A 19166-nucleotide genomic window follows, 5' to 3' on the forward strand; every position below is an offset into this window, starting at 1 on the left:
GCAGACTTCGCCTCGGTCCGCTCGAGGGAGCCCAGCCGGTACGACGTCGTGGTGGACGAGGACGTCGCCGATGAGGCCGTCCGGCTGGTCGCCGGGCTGGACAGCGGGCCGGCGCGAACACGGAGAGCGCCCTCCAGGGGCGGCCGCCCGCGCAGCGACCCCCCAGCTGAACGAGTTTCGAAGCCGGGCGGACAGGGCCCGGAGGATGAACGGTCGCCGACGGACGTCGACCGCCGCGGAAGGAGTTCCTCATGGCCAAGGCAGTGGGCATCGATCTGGGCACCACCAACTCGGTGATCGCCGTGTGGGAGGGCGGCGAGCCGTCCGTCGTCCCCAACAGCGAGGGCAACCGCACGACACCGTCCGTGGTGGCCTTCACCGACACCGGGGAACGTCTGGTGGGCCAGCTGGCCCGGCGCCAGGCGATCCTCAACCCCAAGGGCACCATCTACTCGGCCAAGCGGTTCATCGGCCGGCACTTCGACGAGATCCCCGACGAGGCCAAGGCCGTCGCCTACGACGTCGTCCCGGGAGACAACGGCGAGGCCCGGTTCAAGGTGCGTGACAAGCTGTACGCGCCTGAGGAGATCAGCGCCCTTGTGCTGCGCAAACTCGCCGACGACGCCTCCAAGCAGCTGGGGGAACGGGTCACGGAGGCGGTCATCACGGTGCCCGCCTACTTCAACGACGCCCAGCGCACCGCGACCCGTGATGCCGGACGGATCGCGGGACTGGAAGTGCTGCGGATCATCAACGAGCCGACGGCGGCCGCCCTCGCGTACGGCATGGACAAGAAGCAGCACGAGACCGTCCTCGTCTTCGACCTGGGCGGCGGCACCTTCGACGTGAGCATCCTCGATGTCGGCGACGGCGTGGTCGAGGTGCGTTCCACGGCGGGTGACAGCCATCTGGGCGGCGACGACTTCGACCGGCGTCTGGTCGACTACCTCGCGGACGACTTCCAGAAGGAGAACGGCATCGACCTGCGCAAGGACCCGCAGGCGCTGCAACGCCTGTTCGAGGCGGCGGAGAAGGCCAAGACCGAGCTCAGCTCCGTCACCCAGACCCAGGTCAGCCTGCCGTTCATCACCGCCGACGCCTCCGGGCCCAAGCATCTCACCGACTCGATCATGCGCTCCACGTTCGAGCAGATCACCGGCGACCTGGTGGAGCGTTGCCTCGGTCCGGTCCAGCAGGCCATGGCCGACGCCAAGGTCGGCGAGAGCGACATCGACGAGGTCATCCTCGTCGGCGGTTCCACCCGCATCCCCGCCGTCCAGGCACTGGTGCGCCGCCTGACCGGCGGCAAGGAACCCAACATGAGCGTGAACCCCGATGAGGTCGTGGCCCTGGGCGCCGCGATCCAGGCCGGGGTGCTCAAGGGCGAGGTCAAGGACGTCCTGCTGCTCGACGTCACGCCCCTGTCGCTGGGCGTGGAGACGCGCGGCGGAGTGATGACGAAGATCATCGAGCGGAACACCACCATCCCGGTGCGCCGCAGCGAGACCTTCTCCACCGCCGAGGACAACCAGCCGGCCGTCGACATCGTCGTCCTCCAGGGTGAGCGCGAGCTGGCCGCCGACAACCGGGTCCTCGGCCGGTTCCAGCTCACCGACATCCGGCCGGCGCCGCGGGGCGAACCGCAGATCGAGGTCACCTTCGACATCGACGCCAACGGCATCCTCAACGTCAGCGCGCGCGACAAGGACACCGGCAAGGAACAGAGCATCACCATCAGCGAGAGCTCCAACCTGGACCGCAGCGAGGTCGAACGCATGGTCCAGGAGGCCGAAAGCAACCGGGGCCAGGACCAGGCACTCCGCGAGGCCGTCGACGCCCGCAACGAACTCGACGCGATCGCCTACCAGGTCGAAAAGCGTCTGAACGAACTGGGCGACGCCGCGCCCGCGCACGAAAAGGCCCGTGCCGAGATGCTGGTGGCAGAGGCCCGCGACGCGGTCAAGAACGAGGCCGGAGTGGACAAGGCCAGGCCGCTGATCTCCGAACTCCAGCAGGTCTACGCCGGGCTCGCCGCCCACCAGACCGAAGCCGCGGCGGCCAGTGGTCCGTCGGACACCACCGGGCCGGACGGCTCCGGGCAGGGCGGTGCCGGCGCCGACGAAGACGTGATCGACGCCGAGTTCGACAAGGGCTGAGGTACCCGCCATGCCGATCCCTCCCCAGGACCGATCGTCCGACCTACCGCCCGAAGGCGCCGCACGACCGCCACAGGGCGACCTGCCCGAGCCCGCGCCGCCGACCACGCAGGCCGAACCGGGGCCCGACGCGGCCACCGGTCCGGCCGGGGCCGAGGACGAGTACGCGGCCGCGCTGAAAGAGGTCGAGGACCGCTGGCGGCGTGCCCTCGCCGACCTGGACAACCTGCGCAAGCGACACGCCAGGGAACTGGACCGGGAGCGCGCGGTCGAACGCGCCCGCACGGCGGCGGCCTTCCTTCCCGTCATCGACAACCTCGAACTGGCCCTGAACCACGCGGGCTCCGACCCCGGGGCGATCGTCGAGGGGGTTCGCGCCGTGCGCGACCAGGCCGTGTCCATCCTTGAACGCCTTGGGTACGAGCGTCACGCCGAGACCGGCGTCCCGTTCGACCCCGCCCGGCACGAGGTCGTCGGCGTGGTCCAGGACGCCGACGCCGAACCGAACACCGTGGTGCAGGTGCTGCGCCCTGGCTACGGCGAGGCCGAGCGGCAGCTGAGGCCGGCCGCCGTGACCGTCGCCAAGCGGGAGTGAGCGGCCATGGCACGTGATTTCTACGAGGTTCTCGGGGTCCCGCGAGACGCCGACAAGGACGAGATCCAGCGGGCGTATCGCAAGCTGGCCCGCAAGTACCACCCCGACGTCAACAAGGACCCGGCGGCGGAGGAGCGGTTCAAGGAGATCAATGAGGCCTTCAGCGCCCTGTCCGACCCCGACCAGCGGGCCCGTTACGACCGCTTCGGCGAGGACTTCCGGAAGGTTCCCGAGGACTGGGAGGAGCGGGTCGGTGCCGGCGCGGGACCCGGCGGCGGCTTCCGCTGGTCCACCGGGGGCGGCCCTCGGGGCCGGTACGCCACCAGTGGTTTCGGCGCGGAGGGTGTCGACATCGACGACCTGTTCGGCTCGTTCTTCGGGGGCGCCGGACGGATGCGTGTCCCCGGAGCCGACCAGGAGGCCGAACTGCCGCTCACCGTCGAGGAGGCCTACCGCGGAGGCCGTCGCACCGTCACGCTCGCCGGGCCGACCGGGCAGCCGCGGCGGTACGAGGTCGACGTGCCACCGGGTGTCACCGACGGGCAGCGTATCCGGCTGGCGGGCGAGGGCGGCCGGGGCAACGGTGACGCGCCCCCGGGGGACCTGTATCTGCGAGTGCGCATCCAGCCGCACCCACAGTTCCGCCTCGACGGCCGGGACGTGTACGTGCAGCTTCCGGTCACCCCCTGGGAGGCCGCGCTGGGCGCGACGGTTCCGGTGCCCACGCCGAGTGGGGCGACGGCCAAGGTGAACGTGCCCGCGGGCTCGTCCAGTGGCCGGCGGCTGCGACTGCGCGGTGAGGGCATGCCGAACCCGCGCGGCCCCAACGGCGACCTCTACGCCGAGCTCCGGATCATGGTGCCGTCCAGGCTCAACGACCGGGAGCGCGCACTTTTCGAGGAGCTCGCCGCCGTCTCGTCGTTCGACCCCAGGAGACACGATGAGTGACCCACGCGCCGAGGCGCGCCAGGCGTCTCGGCTGACAGCTCTCGCGTCGGCACGCGTCCGGTACGCAATCGTGCCGGTGCCCAGGCTCTCTCTGCAGACCGTGGCCCGCCAGTCCGGCGTGCACCCCGACCTCGTCCGCCGGTTCGTCGCTCTGGGGCTGGTCGAGGCCGAGCGCGACGCCTCCGGAGGGCTGGTGTTCGAACCCACGGCACCGGCCGTCCTCGCCCGCGTGCAGCGGCTGCGCACCGGGCTGTGCCTCAACTACGCATCCATCGGCCTGGTGCTCGATCTGCTGGACCGCATCAGCATGCTCGAAGCCGCCCTGCGCCGCGCCGGTACGAGGAGTGAAACACCCCCATGGACATGAACCGTCTCACCCAGAAGTCCCAGGAAGCTCTCCAGGAGGCCCAGAGCGCGGCCGTCGGCATCGGGCATACCGAGGTCGACGGGGAACACCTGCTGCTCGCGCTTCTCGAACAGGAGGACGGTCTGATCCCACGGTTGCTGCAACAGGCCGGTACCGACCCGAACGAGTTGCGGGCGGCCGTGCGCGAGGAACTCTCCCGCCGCCCGAAGGTCACCGGTCCCGGAGCGGCACCCGGCCAGGTCTTCGTCACCCAGCGCCTGTCCCGCCTGCTCGATGCCGCCGAGCGGGAGGCCAAACGCCTCAAGGACGAGTACGTGTCCGTGGAGCACCTCCTGCTCGCCCTGGCCGAGGAGGGCTCGGCGACCGCCGCCGGACGCCTGCTCAAGGAGCACGGCGTGACCCGGGATTCGTTCCTGAGCGCGCTCACCCAGGTCCGCGGCAACCAGCGCGTCACCTCCGCCAACCCTGAAGTGGCCTATGAGGCTCTGGAGAAGTACGGCCGCGACCTCGTCCTCGAGGCTCGGTCCGGGCGGCTGGACCCGGTCATCGGCCGTGATGCGGAGATCCGCCGCGTCACTCAGATCCTCAGCCGCAAGACCAAGAACAACCCCGTCCTCATCGGCGATCCCGGCGTCGGCAAGACCGCCATAGTCGAGGGCCTGGCCCAGCGCATCGTCCGCGGCGACGTCCCCGAGGGCCTGCGCGACAAGACGGTGTTCGCTCTCGACATGGGCTCCCTGGTCGCCGGTGCCAAGTACCGCGGCGAGTTCGAGGAACGCCTCAAGGCCGTCCTGTCCGAGGTGAAGGCCGCCCAGGGACGCATCCTGCTCTTCGTCGACGAACTCCACACCGTCGTCGGCGCGGGCGCCGCCGAAGGGGCCATGGACGCGGGCAACATGCTCAAGCCGATGCTCGCCCGCGGCGAACTCCACATGATCGGCGCCACCACCCTCGACGAGTACCGCCAGCACATCGAGAAGGATGCCGCTCTCGAACGCCGCTTCCAGCAGGTGCTGGTCGACGAGCCGAGCGTGGAGGACACCATCTCCATCCTGCGCGGACTGCGTGAACGCCTCGAGGTCTTCCACGGCGTGAAGATCCAGGACACCGCACTGGTCTCCGCGGCCACCCTCAGCCACCGCTACATCACCGACCGGTTCCTGCCCGACAAGGCCATCGACCTCGTCGACGAGGCGTGCGCCCGGCTGCGTACCGAGATCGACTCGATGCCCGCCGAACTCGACGAGATCACCCGCCGCGTCACCCGCCTGGAGATCGAGGAGGCGGCCCTGTCCAAGGAGACCGACGCCGCCAGCAGAACTCGCCTGGAGGAACTGCGCAAGGAACTGGCCGACCTGCGCGGCGAGGCCGACGCCAAACGCGCCCAGTGGGAGGCCGAACGGCAGGCCATCCGCCGCGTGCAGGAACTACGCCAGGAACTGGAGCAGGTCCGCCACGAGGCGGAGGAGGCCGAACGCGCCTACGACCTCAACCGCGCCGCCGAACTCCGCTACGGCCGCCTCCAGGAGCTGGAGCGCCGGCTGAAGGCCGAGGAGGAGCAACTGGCCACCAAACAAGGGCAGAACCGGCTGCTGCGCGAGGTCGTCACCGAGGAGGAGATCGCCGAGATCGTCGCCGCCTGGACCGGTATCCCCGTCGCCCGTCTCCAGGAGGGCGAACGCGAGAAGCTGCTGCGCCTCGACGAGATCCTGCGCGAGCGCGTCATCGGCCAGGACGAGGCCGTCAAACTCGTCGCCGACGCCATCATCCGCGCCCGCTCCGGCATCCGCGACCCGCGCCGCCCCATCGGCTCGTTCATCTTCCTCGGCCCCACCGGCGTCGGGAAGACCGAACTGGCCAAGACCCTCGCGGCGGCCCTGTTCGACTCCGAGGAGAACATGGTCCGCCTCGACATGAGTGAGTACCAGGAGCGGCACACCGTCAGCCGGCTCATGGGCGCACCACCCGGATACGTCGGCTACGAGGAAGGCGGCCAGCTCACCGAGGCCGTACGCCGCAAGCCGTACTCGGTCGTGCTGTTCGACGAGATCGAGAAGGCGCACACCGATGTCTTCAACACCCTGCTGCAGGTCCTCGACGACGGCCGCATCACCGACTCCCAGGGCCGAACCGTCGACTTCCGCAACACCGTGATCATCATGACGTCGAACATCGGCTCCGAGCACCTCCTCGACGGCGCCACCGCCGAGGGCGAGATCAAGCCGGACGCCCGCGCCCTGGTGATGGGCGAGCTGCGCGGGCACTTCCGCCCGGAGTTCCTCAACCGCGTCGACGACATCGTGCTGTTCAAACCGCTCGGCGAGCGGCAGATCGAGCGGATCGTGGAGCTGCAGTTCGACGAGCTGCGCCGCCGGCTCGCCGAACGCCGCATCACCGTCGAACTCACCGAAGCTGCCCGGGAGTTGATCGCCCACCAGGGCTACGACCCGGTGTACGGGGCCCGGCCGCTGCGCCGCTACATCTCCCACGAGGTCGAGACGATGGTCGGGCGCGCCCTGCTGCGCGGTGACGTCCAGGAGGGAGCGACGGTCCGCGTCGACGCCGAACACGGAGAGCTGGTGGTCACCTACGACCAGCCCGAGGACGTGAAGGGAGCGCGGGCGGCATGAGCACGACGCAGGCGACGACCGTCAGGTGTCCCCACTGCGGGCGCACCAACCGGGTGCCCGTGGCCGCGGAGGGCCACCCCAAGTGCGGCCACTGCAAGCAGCCCCTACCGTGGATCGTGGACGCGGGCGACGACGACTTCACCGAGGTCGCCGAGCGGGCCGACGTCCCCGTCGTGGTCGACCTGTGGGCCACCTGGTGCGGCCCCTGCCGCATGGTCAGCCCCGCACTGGAGAAGGTCGCCACCGAACTCGCCGGCCGAATCAAACTCGTCAAGGTCGACATCGACAAGAACCCGCGACTGTCGCAGCGTTTCGAGGTCCAGGCCGTACCGACACTGCTGATCCTCGACCAGGGCGAGACGGTCGCCCGGCAGACGGGGGCGGCGCCCGCCCCCGCTCTGCGCCAGTGGGTGGAACAGTCGCTCACCGCCCGGAAAGGGTGATCCGGATGACCCTGCATGCAGACCCCCACCTCGCGCTCGTCCGGCCGGTCCAGCCGCTGACCCCAGAAGGGTGTCAGGAGTGTCTGATGCTCGGCTCCCCGTGGGTCCACCTGAGGCTCTGCCTGACCTGCGGGCACGTCGGCTGCTGCGACTCCTCGCCGAACAAGCACGCGCGCAAGCACGCGGCTGCCGTCGCTCATCCGATCGTGCAGTCGTACCAGCCCGGCGAGGAATGGCGCTGGTGCTACGTTCACGAGGCGTTCGTCTGATGTCCGGCGACCAGCCGCCGCCGGGCGAAGCACCGGTGCCGGAGAAAGCGGACGAGGCCGCCTTCTGGGAGACCCCGGACATCTACGGCGCGTATCCGCGCCTCACCGAGGACCAGACAGCACGTCTGGCGGAGCACGGGCAACGCCGGAACATCGCTCCGGACGACGTGCTGATCCGGGAGGGGGAGCGCTGCGAGACGTTCTTCGTCGTCCTCAGCGGTTCCGTAGCCGTCGTCGAGGACTACGGCACTCCCGAGGAGCACGTGCTGCGCGTGCACGGCCCCGGTCGCTTCATCGGCGAACTCGGCCTGCTGTACGGACAGGTGGCCTTCTACACCGCTGTCGCCAAGGAGCCCGGCGAGGTCCTCGTCGTCCCCTTGGACCAGTTGCGCCACCTGGTGTCCCAGGACTCCACCATCGGCGACGTCGTGCTGCGCGCCTGTCTGGGCCGTCGCGCGCTGCTCGTCGGACAGGGCGCCGGCTTCCGCATCATCGGCTCGCGCTACTCGCCCGACACCAGGCGGCTGCGCGAGTTCGCCATCCGCAACCGGCTGCCGCACCGCTGGATCGACCTGGAGACCGACGAGGAGGCCGAGGAGCTGCTGCGCCGCTTCGGCGTCGGCCCGGAGGAGACACCGCTCGTCATCTGGCGGGACACCACCCTGTTGCGCAACCCGAGCAATGCGGAACTGGCCCGGCTCATCGGCCTGCCGTCACTGCCCGACGGAGACCGTCGCGGCGACGTCCTCATCGTAGGCTCCGGACCCGCCGGCCTCGCTGCCGCGGTGTACGCCGCCTCCGAGGGCCTGAGCACCGCGGTGGTGGAGGCGATGGCCACGGGCGGCCAGGCCGGTACGTCGTCCCGCATCGAGAATCTGCTCGGCTTCCCATCCGGCATCTCCGGCGCCGAACTCACCGAACGCGCCGTGCTCCAGGCCGACAAGTTCGGCGCAAGGATCAGCCTTCCGCTGGAGGCAACCGGCCTCCACGCCAAGGACGAGGACCACTACGTGGTGGCGTTCGCCGACGGCAGCGAGATCGCCGCCCGCGCCGTAGTCCTGGCCATGGGTGCCCGCTACCGCCGGCTCCAGGTGCCCGGCATCGAACGCCTGGAGGGAACGAGCGTGCACTACTCGGCGACCGTCTACGAGGCCCAGCAGTGCAGCAACGACCCGGTGGCCGTCGTCGGCGGAGGCAACTCGGCGGGCCAGGCGGTGCTGTTTCTCGCCGGGTACGCACCGAAGGTGCACCTGCTGGTCCGAGGAGCCAGCCTTGAGGCCAACATGTCCCGCTACCTGGTCGACCAGGTCGAGCGCCATCCGCGGGTGGAGGTCATGCTGCACACCGAGGTCACCGAGGTCATCGGCCAGGAAGTGCTGGAGGAGCTCGACGTGGTCGACAACCGCACGGGCGGGCACCGCCGGCTCCGGGTACGGAGCCTGTTCGTCTTCACCGGAGCCGACCCTCACACCGAGTGGCTCGCCGACACCATCGCCCTCGACTCCCGCGGCTTCGTCCTCACCGGGCCGGAGGCCCAGGAAGCCTGCGCCTCCCCCGAGGTGTGGCACGGCCGCGGGCGCTCGAACATGACCCTGGAGACCAGCCTGCCCGGGGTCTTCGCGGTGGGGGACGTCCGCAGCGGCTCGGTGAAGCGGGTGGCCTCCGCGGCCGGTGAGGGCGCGATGGCCATCCACTTCGTGCACCGGCACCTGGGGCACTCGGCCGCACCCGGCACCACGGGCACGCCAGCCGTCGCGGGCCACTCGGACGCCTCCCCACGCATACGTCACAAGGAGTCCGCATGGCTCGCATGACGAATGGCCAGTCCAGCAGGCCGCCACCGCGGGTGGCGGCCTGCTGGACCACTCCGTGCGGGCGCGAGAGGCAGCCGGAGATCCCACGGGAGGCCGGGACGCTACATGCCGGGGGCCGAGACCCCAGGCTGTGTTCGGGGCTCACTCGTCGCCATCTTCCTCGGCCATGGTGGCCGGCTCGTCGGGTTCCTCGTCGTCGAGTGCTGCGGCCCCAAGTGGCTTCTGGGCGAGCATCTGCAAACCGTTCCCGACGATCGGCTCGGCTCTTGACGCCAACCGGATCCAGTGAGACGCCGGGCGGCAGCACGCCGTCATCCAGGGTGATCAGGGTGAACCCGGCGTTCTCGGCGATGGCGGCGACTTGGGCCACGCGGGGCGGGGTGAGCAGCTGATCGGGGGAGTGGGCGGCGCGGCGCCAGGCCGCGGGGGGCGCCGTCGACGGCGACGGCGAGGTGCAGGGCGGAGCCGGTCAATGGGGGGGTTCCTTCCGGGAAGCACGAGGACGCGCCGCCACAGGGCCACGACGAGACAGCCGACGGGACGGCCGGCAGGGGTCAGGCGCGTACGGAAGGACAGACAGCGCAGGAGATACGGCAGCAGTCGACGTGCCGCCCGGTGATGAACGGTGCACCGGTGCACGCACCGCGCGGTGCCGCGCGGTGCGTGCATCAAAGCCTCCGGCTGTCAGGAATCTCCTTTTCAACGTACGTCGTCCACCCCTGAGAGTGTCAAGGTCGAACATGGCGGAGGGGCGTCTCACCGCTGGGACGCCTGCGTGCCTTCTTGCGCCTCGATTGAGCGGATCCTGCGCGGCTGTCGGCCACGGTGGGCGAGCAGTACCGAGCGGCGGCCGTCGACAGGCGCAGAGGTTCTGCGTGTCCGTCATGCAAGACCTGTCCGGGAAAGCATTGACCAACGTGGTGGCCGTCTGCTGAACTCCCGTCCCATGAACCCGCGCGTGGACCTGACCCGGCGGCGCCACATCGATCTGGCGCACGTCTCCAGCGCGTCTTGTTGTCGCTGACCCGGCAGGCGGTCGCCGGCATGGGCCGGTGTGCGTAGTCGGCGCGCGCCTGGCCGAGGCGGAAACCGCCCGCACGGCGATGCTTTCCCACCGGATCGTCGTATCCACCTCGTGCGAGCTCTCCGCCTCGTATGAGCCGGGAGCCCCTTCGCGTACACCGACTGGGTCGCTGAGAACGCGGCCGTAGCGGTCCTGCGACCACGCTTTTTCTCTCCGGCCCGGCCGATTCGGCGTTCCGCGTGCCGGGTCGATCAGTCCTGCGCGCTACCAGCGCCTTCATCCAGCTGTCCGGCACGCCTTGGTGTGCCCATCCGTCCGGGAGGGACCCCCTCATGCCTCCGTCCATCCGCAAGCTCACCGGCCGTATCGGCGCAGTCGTCGAGGGCGTCGACCTCGCGGCGCCGCCGGACTTCTCGACGATCACCACGCTCCGAGACGCCCTCAACGAGCACAAGGCGATCGTGTTCGACGACGTGCGGCTCGACAACGCCGACCAGGAGCGTGTGGCCGGGTGGTTCGGCGAGCTGACGACCGCTCATCCGAACGTGCCGGCGGCAGACGGCACGACGAACGTGCTCGCCGTCGACAGTGAGACCTCCAAGGCCAACGCATGGCACACGGACGTCACTTTCGTGGTCAACCCGCCGCAGCTGACCACGCTCCGATCCGTCGTGATCCCGCCCTACGGCGGCGAGACCCTCATCGCCAACGCCGCCGCGGCCTACCGCGACCTCCCCGAACCGCTGCGCTCCCTTGCCGACACGCTGCGCGTCGTGCACACCAACCAGTACGACTACGCGCGCCCGGCAGCCGCGACCGCCGAACAACAGGAGTACGACCGCATCTTCGTCTCGACGCCCTACGAGGCGGAGCACCCGGTCGTGCGGGTGCATCCGCTGACGGGTGAACGCGGTTTGTTCATCGGCGGGTTCGCCAAGCGGATCGTCGGCCTGTCGGGCAGCGAATCGGCCGATCTGCTGCGCATCTTCCAGTCGTACGTGACGCGCCCGGAGAACATCCTGCGCTGGAGGTGGTCCCGAAACCAGCTGCTGATCTTCGACAACCGGATCACCCAGCACTACGGGGTGGACAACTACGACGACCACCCGCGCCGCCTCAACCGGGTGACGGTCGCGGGTGAGGTGCCGACCGGTGTCGACGGCCGCCGCAGCGAGCAGCTCGTCGGCGATCCCTCGCACTACAGCGGCGTGTTGGCGGTGGCGGCATGACCGAGCTCAGCCTCAAGTCGCCGGCCGTCACCGAGCGCCCGGACGCCGAGACGACGAGCGCGCGGGCACGCGAAGTGTTCCTGCCGCGCGACGCCCGCCGAAGCACACCGTTCAGCACACTCCGCGAGTCCCTGCGCTGGCCGCTGGGGATCTACACGACTCCGGTCGCGATCCTCATCGCCTGGGAGGCGCTCGCCCGGGCCGGAGTGGTGTCGAAGACCTACGCCCCGGCGCCGACCTCGATCGTGAAGTCAGCCGCCGACCTGTGGCAACAGGGCGTCCTCGGGCCCGACTTGACCATGTCGCTGCAGCGGGCCGGCATCGGTCTGGCGATCGGGCTGACGGTGGGGATCGTCACCGGCGTGCTCGGCGGGCTGCTGCGCAGCGGCGAGTACCTGTTCAACGGCCTCGTGCAGGTGCTCAACACGATCCCCCTCCTCGCCGTACTGCCGCTGATGATCGTGTGGTTCGGCATCGACGAACTCACCAAGGTGCTGCTGATCTCCTTCGGCGCCGGTGTCCCGATGTATCTCAACCTGTTCGCCGCGATCCGGGGCGTCGACCAGCGGCTGATCGAGATGGCGCGCACGACGGGTGCGGGCACCTGGCGCCTGGTGACGCGGGTGCTGGTGCCCGGAGCCCTTCCCGGTTTCCTCGTCGGCCTCCGGTTCTCTCTCGCCTACAGCGTCCTGGGCCTGGTGGCAGCCGAAACGGTCAACGCGGACCAGGGACTTGGCTTCCTCATCACTCAGGGGCAGACGTATCTCCAGACCAACCAGGTCTTCGTGGGACTGGTGATCTACTCGCTCCTAGGTCTGCTCGCCGACCAGTTCGTCCGGGTCCTCGAGCGGGTGCTGCTGCGGTGGCGCCCCAGTTATGAGGCGTCATGAGCAGCACGATCGCGACGGAGCCCCGTCGGCAGACCGGGGTCGTGGTCGAGCAGGTGGTCCGCCGGTTCGGTGACCGGACGGTCCTCGACCACCTCGACCTCACCATCGCCGACGAGGAGCTGGTGGTCCTGCTCGGCCCCTCGGGCTGCGGCAAGAGCACCCTGCTGCGGCTGCTCGCCGGACTGGACCGGCCCGACGGAGGGCGCGTGGAGGTCCCGGCACGGCGCGCGATCGTCTTCCAGGCCGACCGGCTGCTGCCGTGGCAGCGGGTGCTGCGCAATGTCACCCTCGGCCTGCACGGGTCCGACGCGGAGCAGCGGGCCCTCGACGTGCTCGCCGAGGTCGGGCTCTCGGGCCGTGAGAAGGCATGGCCCAAGGAGCTCTCCGGTGGCGAGGCCCAGCGGGTGTCGCTCGCGCGAGCGCTGGTCTCGGAGCCCGAACTCGTGCTGCTCGACGAGCCGTTCGCGGCCCTCGACGCCATCACGCGGCTGCGCATGCACGACCTCGTACGGGCGCTGCGGACCAAGCACCACGCCGCCATGCTGCTCGTCACCCACGACGTCGACGAGGCGATCGCCCTGGCGGACCGCATCGTCGTCATGAGCAACGGCCGTATCGGCACCTCGCACGACGTGCACCTCTCCGCCGCGGACCGCGAAGCGAACGTCGCGCGCGAGGAACTCCGCGCCCGGCTCCTGGAAGACCTCGGCCTCGCCGGCCGGCACTGACCTCCCCGAACACCCTCCCAGCACAGAAAGCACGACAACCATGCGAAAGAGAACCACCAGACTCATCGGCGCCATCGGCTCGCTCGCCCTGGCGGGCACCCTCGTCGCGTGCGGATCGTCGTCTTCGGACAGCGCCGCGCCCCTGAGCAACGCCGTCGCAGCGAGCGACGCCAAGCACCCCGAGTGGAGCAAGTACACCTTCACCATCGGCGACAACGGCGGCGACGGCAGCCAGGAGCTGGCGAAGATCACCGGCGTGTTCGACAAAGCGCCCTACAAGGTGAAGTTCGCCCGCTTCACCTACGGCCCGCCCCTCGTGCAGGCCGCCGCCTCGGGCGACATCGACCTCGGCAGCGTCGGCGACGTGCCGCCGATCACCGGTGCCGCGAAGGAGTACGGCTTCAAGGTCGTCGCCGTCAACCGTTCGCTCACGCCCGACCAGGCGGTGGAGAACATCATCGTCCCGAAGGGCTCGACGCTGAAGACGGCCGCCGACCTCAAGGGCAAGAAGATCGCCGTTCCGCAGGGCAGTTCAGCCCACGGCCTGGCCCTGAACGCGCTGAAGAGCGTCGGCCTCACCCCCAAGGACGTGAAGCTGACCTTCCTGGACCCGGCGGCCGGCGCTACGGCGTTCAACACCGGCAAGGTGGACGCCTGGTCGATCTGGAACCCCCAGTCCGCCATCGCGGTCAAGAACGGCGCGCGGATCCTGGTGAAGGGGCTCCCGCCGATCGACCAGACGAGCAGCTACTACGTCGCCAGTGACACGTCGCTGAAGGACAGGACCAAGCGTGCCGCTCTCACGGACGTACTGAAGAGGCTCTCGCGAGAGTTCGCCTGGGCCGTCAAGAACCCCGGCCAATACGCGCAGGCGCTCTCGAAGGAGCAGGGCATCCCGCCGGCCGACGCCAAGGCGTCCCTGGCCGCCTACTCGAACCGGGTGACCCCGGTGGAGCAGTCGGACGTCGAGCTGGAGCAGAAGCTCGCCGACGCCTTCCTGGAGGCCGGCCAGATCACCAAGAGGGTCGACGTCAAGTCGATCACCGACAACCTCCTCCCGGCCGGCTACGACAGCTCCAAGCTGAAGGTCACCTCATGAGCGCGAGACGGCGTCGGCTCCATCTCAATGCCTTCCTCATGGAGGCGGGCCACCACGAGGCGGCGTGGCGGCTCCCGCACAGCAATTCCCGGGCGGACTTCGACCTGCGGCACTGGATCGAGCTGGCGCAGCTGGCCGAGAGCGCCAAGTTCGACTCGCTGTTCCTCGCGGACGGCCCGGCACTCATCGGCACCGGCGAGTTCCGGCCGCCGGGCCAGCTCGAACCGCTGACGCTGCTGACCGCGCTGTCCCAGGCGACCAGCAGGATCGGCCTCATCGCGACCGTGTCGTCGACCTACAACGAGCCGTACAACCTCGCCCGCCGGCTCGCGTCCGTCGATCACGTAAGCAGCGGCCGCGCCGGCTGGAACATCGTCACCTCCGCCGGAGCCGACGAGGCCGCCAACTTCGGCCTCGACGACCGCCCCGGCCACGCCGAACGCTACGCCCGCGCCGACGAGTTCCTGAAGGTCGCCAAGGCGCTGTGGGACAGCTGGGAGTCCGAGGCCGTCCTCGCGGACAGGACCACCGGACGCTACGCCGATCCCGCGCGTCTGCACCGCCTCGACCACCGCGGCCGGTACTTCAAGGTGGCCGGCCCCCTCAATGTCGAGCGTCCACCGCAGGGTTACCCGCTGCTCGTCCAGGCCGGCTCCTCCGAGGACGGCAAGGACTTCGCGGCCCGCCACGCCGAGGCGATCTTCACCGCGCACACGACGTACGAGCGCGCCGCCGCCTTCTACGCCGACATCAAGGCGCGGACCAGGGCCGCAGGCCGCGACCCGGACGGTGTGATCGTCCTGCCGGGCATCGTCCCGTACATCGGGTCGACCGAGGAGGAGGCCCGGGCGCTTGCCCGGCAGTTCGACGAGCTGCGCGTTCCGGAGTACGGGCTGCGTCAGCTGGCCGCCGTGTCCGAGACCAAGCCGTCGGTCTTCGAACTCGACGAGCCCCTACCGGGCTTCATCCTCGCCAGGCCGAAGCTGGAAGGCTCGCAGAGTCGCTCCGACCTGATCATCGACCTCGCGGTGCGTGAGCAGCTGACGGTCCGGCAGATCATCTCCCGGCTCGGCGGCGGACGCGGTCACTTCGAGTTCATCGGCACACCCGAGCAGATCGCGGACACGATCATCACCTGGTTCGAGGGCGGTGCCGCGGACGGGTTCAACATCATGGCGCCCGCCCTGCCGTCGGGCCTCGCGGCCTTCGTCGAGCATGTGTTGCCGATCCTGCGCGGCAAGGGGCTGTTCCGCGAGGAGTACGAGGGCGCGACCCTGCGTGAGCACTACGGGCTGCCCATCCCGGCGAACCAGTTCCATGGCTGACCCGCTCGCCACTCCCGCCGCTTCCCGTCTGGGGCCTCGCGGCGGCGCTGACGGCCTGGTCGGCCGCGATGTTCGGCACCGGTCGCCTCAAGCCCTGATCCGTCGCCGGTCACCCCACCCTGTGGGCCTACGCCCGCATGCTCGCCGCCCCCGGCGCTCGGCGTCCGCCTCGACATCGACGGCATCGAACGCCGCCACCGCGCCCGCTGCCAGGGCCTGGAGGCCGCCGGAGCGGCCGTCCGGATCCTGGACCGGACGGCACACACCGCTCGCCTGCCTTTCCACCTGCTGGACCGGCGTTGACAAATGTTCGGGCCGTTGCTTTAAATACCGCCCAGAACGGTCATGAGCGTCAGCGACAAGCCCTGGCTTGCTGACCGGCAACCCTCCCACCGCGGTGGGGTGCCCCAGGTGACGACCCGGCCGATGAAGTTTCGGTAAGCGCGAGGCCCACAGGGCCGGAAGAGTGACGGTGACGCCATGTACGCAGCTCCCAGGACGGCCGCACGCCGCTCCGGGAGCTGCGTACCGTCGTATGCGAACCTGCTCGTCGGCGATCGTGCCGTCGATCTGCTCCGCGTGAACAGCGCACTGTGTACCGCGCCGGGCCGCGCCCGCTGTCGGGGCTGACCTCTCCCCGCAGCCCCCGCACTTCCTGACGAACACCGCGACCGCGGTGTGCCGTCGTCCTCCCCGCCCCCGGTACCCGCCGTCGTGCGCCGCCGCATGCCGCCGTGCTTCCGGGAGGTCCGACCCAGCCGGAGCCCACCATGAGTGAACCCCCTGGTGCCACCGTCGCCCTGGCCGAGCCGCCGACCACCGACGGTCCGTCAAAATCCTTCGTTGCGCAGCGAGTTCTTCCGGTGCGACAGCCAGGCCGCTGGATCGTCACCGCGGTCGTACTCGTCCTGGTCGCCCAGTTCGTGCACGGACTGGTGACCAACCCCTTCTACCAGTGGGACCGCTGGAGCTACTGGTTCCTGCGGCCCACCATCCTCGACGGCCTGCTGATCACCCTCGAAGTCACCGCTTACAGTGCGGTGCTGGGCCTTGCCGGCGGCATCGTGCTCGCACTGGGCCGCCTCTCGAAGAGCCCGGTGCTGCGCGCGGTCAGCTGGACCTACGTCTGGGCGCTGCGATCCGTCCCGCTCATCGTGGTACTGATCTTCCTCTACAACTTCAGCGCGCTGTACAAGACGGTGAGCGTCGGCATTCCCTTCGGCCCGGCCTTCTTCTCCTTCGACGAGTCGAAACTCGCCACCGACATGGTCGTCGCCGTCGTCGGCCTCAGCCTCAACGAGGCCGCCTACGCGGCCGAGGTCGTACGCGGCGGCATCCTCTCCGTCGACCAGGGCCAGCATGAGGCGGCCGCCGCGCTCGGCCTGCCCAAGAGCTACCAGTTCCGCAGGATCGTCTTCCCGCAGGCGCTGCGCTCGATCATCCCGAACTACGTCAACCAGCTCATCGGCCTGATCAAGGGCACTTCACTGGTCTTCTACGTCTCCCTGCTCGACCTGTTCGGCTCCGCGCAGACCATGGGGTCCACCTACCCCGGCGACATCGTGCCGCTGCTGCTGGTCGTCACCGTCTGGTACCTGATCCTGACCAGCATCGTGTCCGTCGTCCAGTTCTACGTCGAGCGGCACTACGCCCGCGGAGCCACCCGCAGCCTGCCGCCGACGCCCCTGCAGAAGCTCCGCATCGGTCTTTCCGACCTGCGGGTCCGCATCCGACGGGAGGCAACCGTATGACCGCCGAGCCGCTCGAAGCCCTGGCGGACGTCGAGGCCGCCACCGTAGAAGTCCACGACGTGCACAAGTGGTACGGCACCCACCGGGTACTGGACGGGGTCGACCTGACCGTCCGCCCCGGCGAGGTCACCGTGATCCTCGGCCCCTCCGGCTCCGGCAAGTCCACGCTCCTCAGGGTCATCAACCACCTGGAGAAGCCAGAGATCGGCTACGTCACCATCAACGGCGAGCTGATCGGCGTGAAGCGGCACGGCGACCGCCTGAAGGAGCTGAGCGAGCGGGCCATCCTCACCCAGCGCGGCCGGATCGGGTTCGTCTTCCAGAACTTCAACCTCTTCCCACACCTGACCGTGCTGGACAACGTGGCCGCCGCACCCGTCGCCACCGGCAAGCTCGGCAAGCCCGAGGCGCAGCAACTGGCCAAGGAACTCCTCGAACGCGTCGGCCTCGGCGAACGCATCGGCGCCTACCCGCGGCAACTGTCCGGCGGCCAGCAACAGCGCGTCGCCATCGCCCGCGCCCTCGCCCTGCGCCCCGGCGTCATCCTCTTCGACGAACCCACCTCGGCCCTCGACCCCGAACTGGTCGGTGAAGTCCTCGCCGTCATCAAGGACCTGGCCACCAGCGGCACCACCCTCGTCATCGTCACCCACGAAATCGGCTTCGCCCGCGAGATCGCCGACTGGGTCGTCTTCATCGACGGCGGCAAGATCATCGAGCAGGGCCCGCCCTTCGAGGTCCTCGACAAACCCCGGCACGAGCGGACCAGGGACTTCCTCAGCAAGGTCCTCTGACCCGCCGCACCCCCAAGACCTCCCCCCACACCACCCTCATCACCTCCAGCGAACAAGGAACGGCCATGCCCACCCACTTCACCCGACGCAGCCTGATACGCGGCATCACCGCAGCGACCGCCGTCGCCTGCCTCGCCACCGGGCTCGCCGCCTGCGGTGGCAACAGCGACGCGGCCACCACCACCGAAGGCGCCAAGTCCGGCGAGGTCGTCATCGGACGGGTCTCCAACGGCGCCGCAACCCAGACCACCATCAAGGTCTCCGAGGTCAAGTCCATCAGCGCCGAACTGCCCGCCCCCGTCAAGAAGAGCGGCACGCTGGAGATCGGCATCGGCGCCCTGCCCGCCGGGTTTCCCCCGCTGGCGTACGTCGGCGACGACCAGAAGACCCTCACCGGCTCCGAGCCCGACCTCGGCCGCCTGGTCGCCGCGGTGTTCGGGCTCAAGGCCGAGGTCAAGAACTCCACCTGGGAGAACCTCTTCGTCGGCATCGACAGCGGCAAGGTCGACGTGGCCTTCTCCAACGTCACCGACACCGAGGAGCGCAAGAAGAAGTACGAGTTCGCCTCCTACCGGCAGGACAACCTGGCCTTCATCGTGCCGAAGAAGAGCACCTGGAACTTCGACGGCACCTACGAGAACCTCGCCGGCAAGACGATCGCCGTCGGCTCCGGCACCAACCAGGAGAAGATCCTCCTGGAGTGGAAGGCCAAGCTGGCCAAGGAGGGCAAGAAGCTCACCGTCAAGTACTTCCAGGACAGCTCCAGCACCTACCTCGCCCTGAACAGCGGCAAGATCGACGCCTCCTTCGGTCCCAACCCCGGCTTCGCCTACCACAACCGTCAGGTCGCCAACACGCCCAACGCCACCCGCACCGCGGGCACCTACTCCGGCGCAGGCGCGAGCCTCCAGGGCCTGATCGCGGCAACGGCGAAGAAGGACAGCGGACTCGCCAAGCCCCTCTCCGACGCCATCAACTATTTGATCAAGAACGGCCAGTACGCCGAGTGGCTCAAGGCCTACAACCTCTCCGACGAGGCCGTCGCCAAGTCCGAGGTCAACCCGCCGGGCCTGCCGCTCGACAACTCCTGACACCGCGGGCCGG

At 69.6% G+C, this 19166-nt stretch carries 16 protein-coding genes, 1 pseudogene and 1 riboswitch; all 17 genes and pseudogenes read left to right on the top strand.

Annotation, left to right across the window (positions count from 1 at the left end; genetic code table 11):
• Positions 1 to 251: 251 nt before the first annotated feature.
• Positions 252 to 2156, top strand: a complete 1905-nt coding sequence (dnaK, locus tag ABZ919_RS20000; protein ID WP_361249324.1) for a molecular chaperone DnaK — start codon at positions 252 to 254, stop codon at positions 2154 to 2156.
• 10 nt (positions 2157 to 2166) lie between these two features.
• Positions 2167 to 2751, top strand: a complete 585-nt coding sequence (locus tag ABZ919_RS20005) for a nucleotide exchange factor GrpE (RefSeq protein WP_361249327.1) — start codon at positions 2167 to 2169, stop codon at positions 2749 to 2751.
• Between the two features lie 6 nt (positions 2752 to 2757).
• Complete coding sequence (locus ABZ919_RS20010) at positions 2758 to 3699, top strand: J domain-containing protein (RefSeq protein WP_361249329.1); 942 nt, start codon at positions 2758 to 2760, stop codon at positions 3697 to 3699.
• On the top strand, positions 3692 to 4066 hold the full coding sequence (locus tag ABZ919_RS20015) for a chaperone modulator CbpM (RefSeq protein WP_361249332.1): 375 nt from the start codon (positions 3692 to 3694) through the stop codon (positions 4064 to 4066). The genes ABZ919_RS20010 and ABZ919_RS20015 overlap by 8 nt, the downstream gene beginning before the upstream one ends.
• Positions 4057 to 6696 carry an ATP-dependent chaperone ClpB gene (gene clpB, locus ABZ919_RS20020; protein ID WP_361249334.1) on the top strand — a complete coding sequence of 880 codons (2640 nt, stop codon included), beginning with the start codon at positions 4057 to 4059 and terminating at the stop codon, positions 6694 to 6696. The genes ABZ919_RS20015 and clpB overlap by 10 nt, the downstream gene beginning before the upstream one ends.
• Positions 6693 to 7139 (top strand): thioredoxin, encoded by a 447-nt coding sequence (trxA, locus tag ABZ919_RS20025; protein WP_361249337.1) that lies wholly within the window; start codon positions 6693 to 6695, stop codon positions 7137 to 7139. Before clpB ends, trxA begins: the two co-directional genes overlap by 4 nt.
• A 5-nt stretch (positions 7140 to 7144) precedes the next feature.
• Positions 7145 to 7408, top strand: a complete 264-nt coding sequence (locus ABZ919_RS20030; protein ID WP_359258641.1) for a UBP-type zinc finger domain-containing protein — start codon at positions 7145 to 7147, stop codon at positions 7406 to 7408.
• Positions 7408 to 9222, top strand: coding sequence for an FAD-dependent oxidoreductase (locus ABZ919_RS20035; RefSeq protein ID WP_361249340.1), 1815 nt, complete (start codon positions 7408 to 7410; stop codon positions 9220 to 9222). The genes ABZ919_RS20030 and ABZ919_RS20035 overlap by 1 nt, the downstream gene beginning before the upstream one ends.
• Before the next feature lie 1356 nt (positions 9223 to 10578).
• A complete protein-coding gene (locus ABZ919_RS20040) occupies positions 10579 to 11475 on the top strand; it encodes a TauD/TfdA family dioxygenase (RefSeq protein ID WP_361249343.1) in 897 nt (298 codons plus the stop codon).
• Positions 11472 to 12365 (top strand): ABC transporter permease, encoded by an 894-nt coding sequence (locus tag ABZ919_RS20045; protein WP_361249346.1) that lies wholly within the window; start codon positions 11472 to 11474, stop codon positions 12363 to 12365. Before ABZ919_RS20040 ends, ABZ919_RS20045 begins: the two co-directional genes overlap by 4 nt.
• Positions 12362 to 13093, top strand: a complete 732-nt coding sequence (locus ABZ919_RS20050; RefSeq protein WP_361249349.1) for an ABC transporter ATP-binding protein — start codon at positions 12362 to 12364, stop codon at positions 13091 to 13093. Before ABZ919_RS20045 ends, ABZ919_RS20050 begins: the two co-directional genes overlap by 4 nt.
• A gap of 40 nt (positions 13094 to 13133) precedes the next feature.
• Positions 13134 to 14192 (top strand): aliphatic sulfonate ABC transporter substrate-binding protein, encoded by a 1059-nt coding sequence (locus tag ABZ919_RS20055; RefSeq protein ID WP_361249351.1) that lies wholly within the window; start codon positions 13134 to 13136, stop codon positions 14190 to 14192.
• Positions 14189 to 15517 carry an LLM class flavin-dependent oxidoreductase gene (locus tag ABZ919_RS20060; protein WP_361249353.1) on the top strand — a complete coding sequence of 443 codons (1329 nt, stop codon included), beginning with the start codon at positions 14189 to 14191 and terminating at the stop codon, positions 15515 to 15517. Before ABZ919_RS20055 ends, ABZ919_RS20060 begins: the two co-directional genes overlap by 4 nt.
• Positions 15518 to 15618: 101 nt before the next feature.
• A pseudogene (locus ABZ919_RS20065) lies at positions 15619 to 15820 on the top strand (hypothetical protein); the annotation flags it as partial.
• A 38-nt stretch (positions 15821 to 15858) separates the two neighbouring features.
• Positions 15859 to 15967, top strand: a riboswitch (SAM riboswitch).
• A gap of 320 nt (positions 15968 to 16287) precedes the next feature.
• Entirely contained in the window at positions 16288 to 17268 is a 981-nt protein-coding gene (locus ABZ919_RS20070; RefSeq protein ID WP_361249355.1) for an amino acid ABC transporter permease, read from the top strand.
• Positions 17265 to 18062, top strand: a complete 798-nt coding sequence (locus tag ABZ919_RS20075; RefSeq protein WP_361249358.1) for an amino acid ABC transporter ATP-binding protein — start codon at positions 17265 to 17267, stop codon at positions 18060 to 18062. Before ABZ919_RS20070 ends, ABZ919_RS20075 begins: the two co-directional genes overlap by 4 nt.
• 65 nt (positions 18063 to 18127) lie before the next feature.
• Positions 18128 to 19153, top strand: a complete 1026-nt coding sequence (locus ABZ919_RS20080) for an ABC transporter substrate-binding protein (RefSeq protein WP_361249361.1) — start codon at positions 18128 to 18130, stop codon at positions 19151 to 19153.
• Positions 19154 to 19166 lie beyond the last annotated feature (13 nt).

Origin of the sequence: Streptomyces sp. NPDC046759, assembly GCF_040645475.1 — a bacterium.
Classification (GTDB): Bacteria; Actinomycetota; Actinomycetes; order Streptomycetales; family Streptomycetaceae; genus Streptomyces.

Bases quoted from the DNA above. Each gene is read 5' to 3' on its own strand.
- ABZ919_RS20035 (WP_361249340.1), top strand. From the start codon at position 7,408: ATGTCCGGCGACCAGCCGCCGCCGGGCGAAGCACCGGTGCCGGAGAAA.
- ABZ919_RS20050 (WP_361249349.1), top strand. From the start codon at position 12,362: ATGAGCAGCACGATCGCGACGGAGCCCCGTCGGCAGACCGGGGTCGTG.
- ABZ919_RS20080 (WP_361249361.1), top strand. From the start codon at position 18,128: ATGCCCACCCACTTCACCCGACGCAGCCTGATACGCGGCATCACCGCA.
- ABZ919_RS20040 (WP_361249343.1), top strand. From the start codon at position 10,579: ATGCCTCCGTCCATCCGCAAGCTCACCGGCCGTATCGGCGCAGTCGTC.
- ABZ919_RS20060 (WP_361249353.1), top strand. From the start codon at position 14,189: ATGAGCGCGAGACGGCGTCGGCTCCATCTCAATGCCTTCCTCATGGAG.
- ABZ919_RS20055 (WP_361249351.1), top strand. From the start codon at position 13,134: ATGCGAAAGAGAACCACCAGACTCATCGGCGCCATCGGCTCGCTCGCC.
- dnaK (WP_361249324.1), top strand. From the start codon at position 252: ATGGCCAAGGCAGTGGGCATCGATCTGGGCACCACCAACTCGGTGATC.
- ABZ919_RS20030 (WP_359258641.1), top strand. From the start codon at position 7,145: ATGACCCTGCATGCAGACCCCCACCTCGCGCTCGTCCGGCCGGTCCAG.
- ABZ919_RS20075 (WP_361249358.1), top strand. From the start codon at position 17,265: ATGACCGCCGAGCCGCTCGAAGCCCTGGCGGACGTCGAGGCCGCCACC.
- ABZ919_RS20015 (WP_361249332.1), top strand. From the start codon at position 3,692: ATGAGTGACCCACGCGCCGAGGCGCGCCAGGCGTCTCGGCTGACAGCT.
- clpB (WP_361249334.1), top strand. From the start codon at position 4,057: ATGGACATGAACCGTCTCACCCAGAAGTCCCAGGAAGCTCTCCAGGAG.
- trxA (WP_361249337.1), top strand. From the start codon at position 6,693: ATGAGCACGACGCAGGCGACGACCGTCAGGTGTCCCCACTGCGGGCGC.
- ABZ919_RS20005 (WP_361249327.1), top strand. From the start codon at position 2,167: ATGCCGATCCCTCCCCAGGACCGATCGTCCGACCTACCGCCCGAAGGC.
- ABZ919_RS20070 (WP_361249355.1), top strand. From the start codon at position 16,288: ATGAGTGAACCCCCTGGTGCCACCGTCGCCCTGGCCGAGCCGCCGACC.
- ABZ919_RS20045 (WP_361249346.1), top strand. From the start codon at position 11,472: ATGACCGAGCTCAGCCTCAAGTCGCCGGCCGTCACCGAGCGCCCGGAC.
- ABZ919_RS20010 (WP_361249329.1), top strand. From the start codon at position 2,758: ATGGCACGTGATTTCTACGAGGTTCTCGGGGTCCCGCGAGACGCCGAC.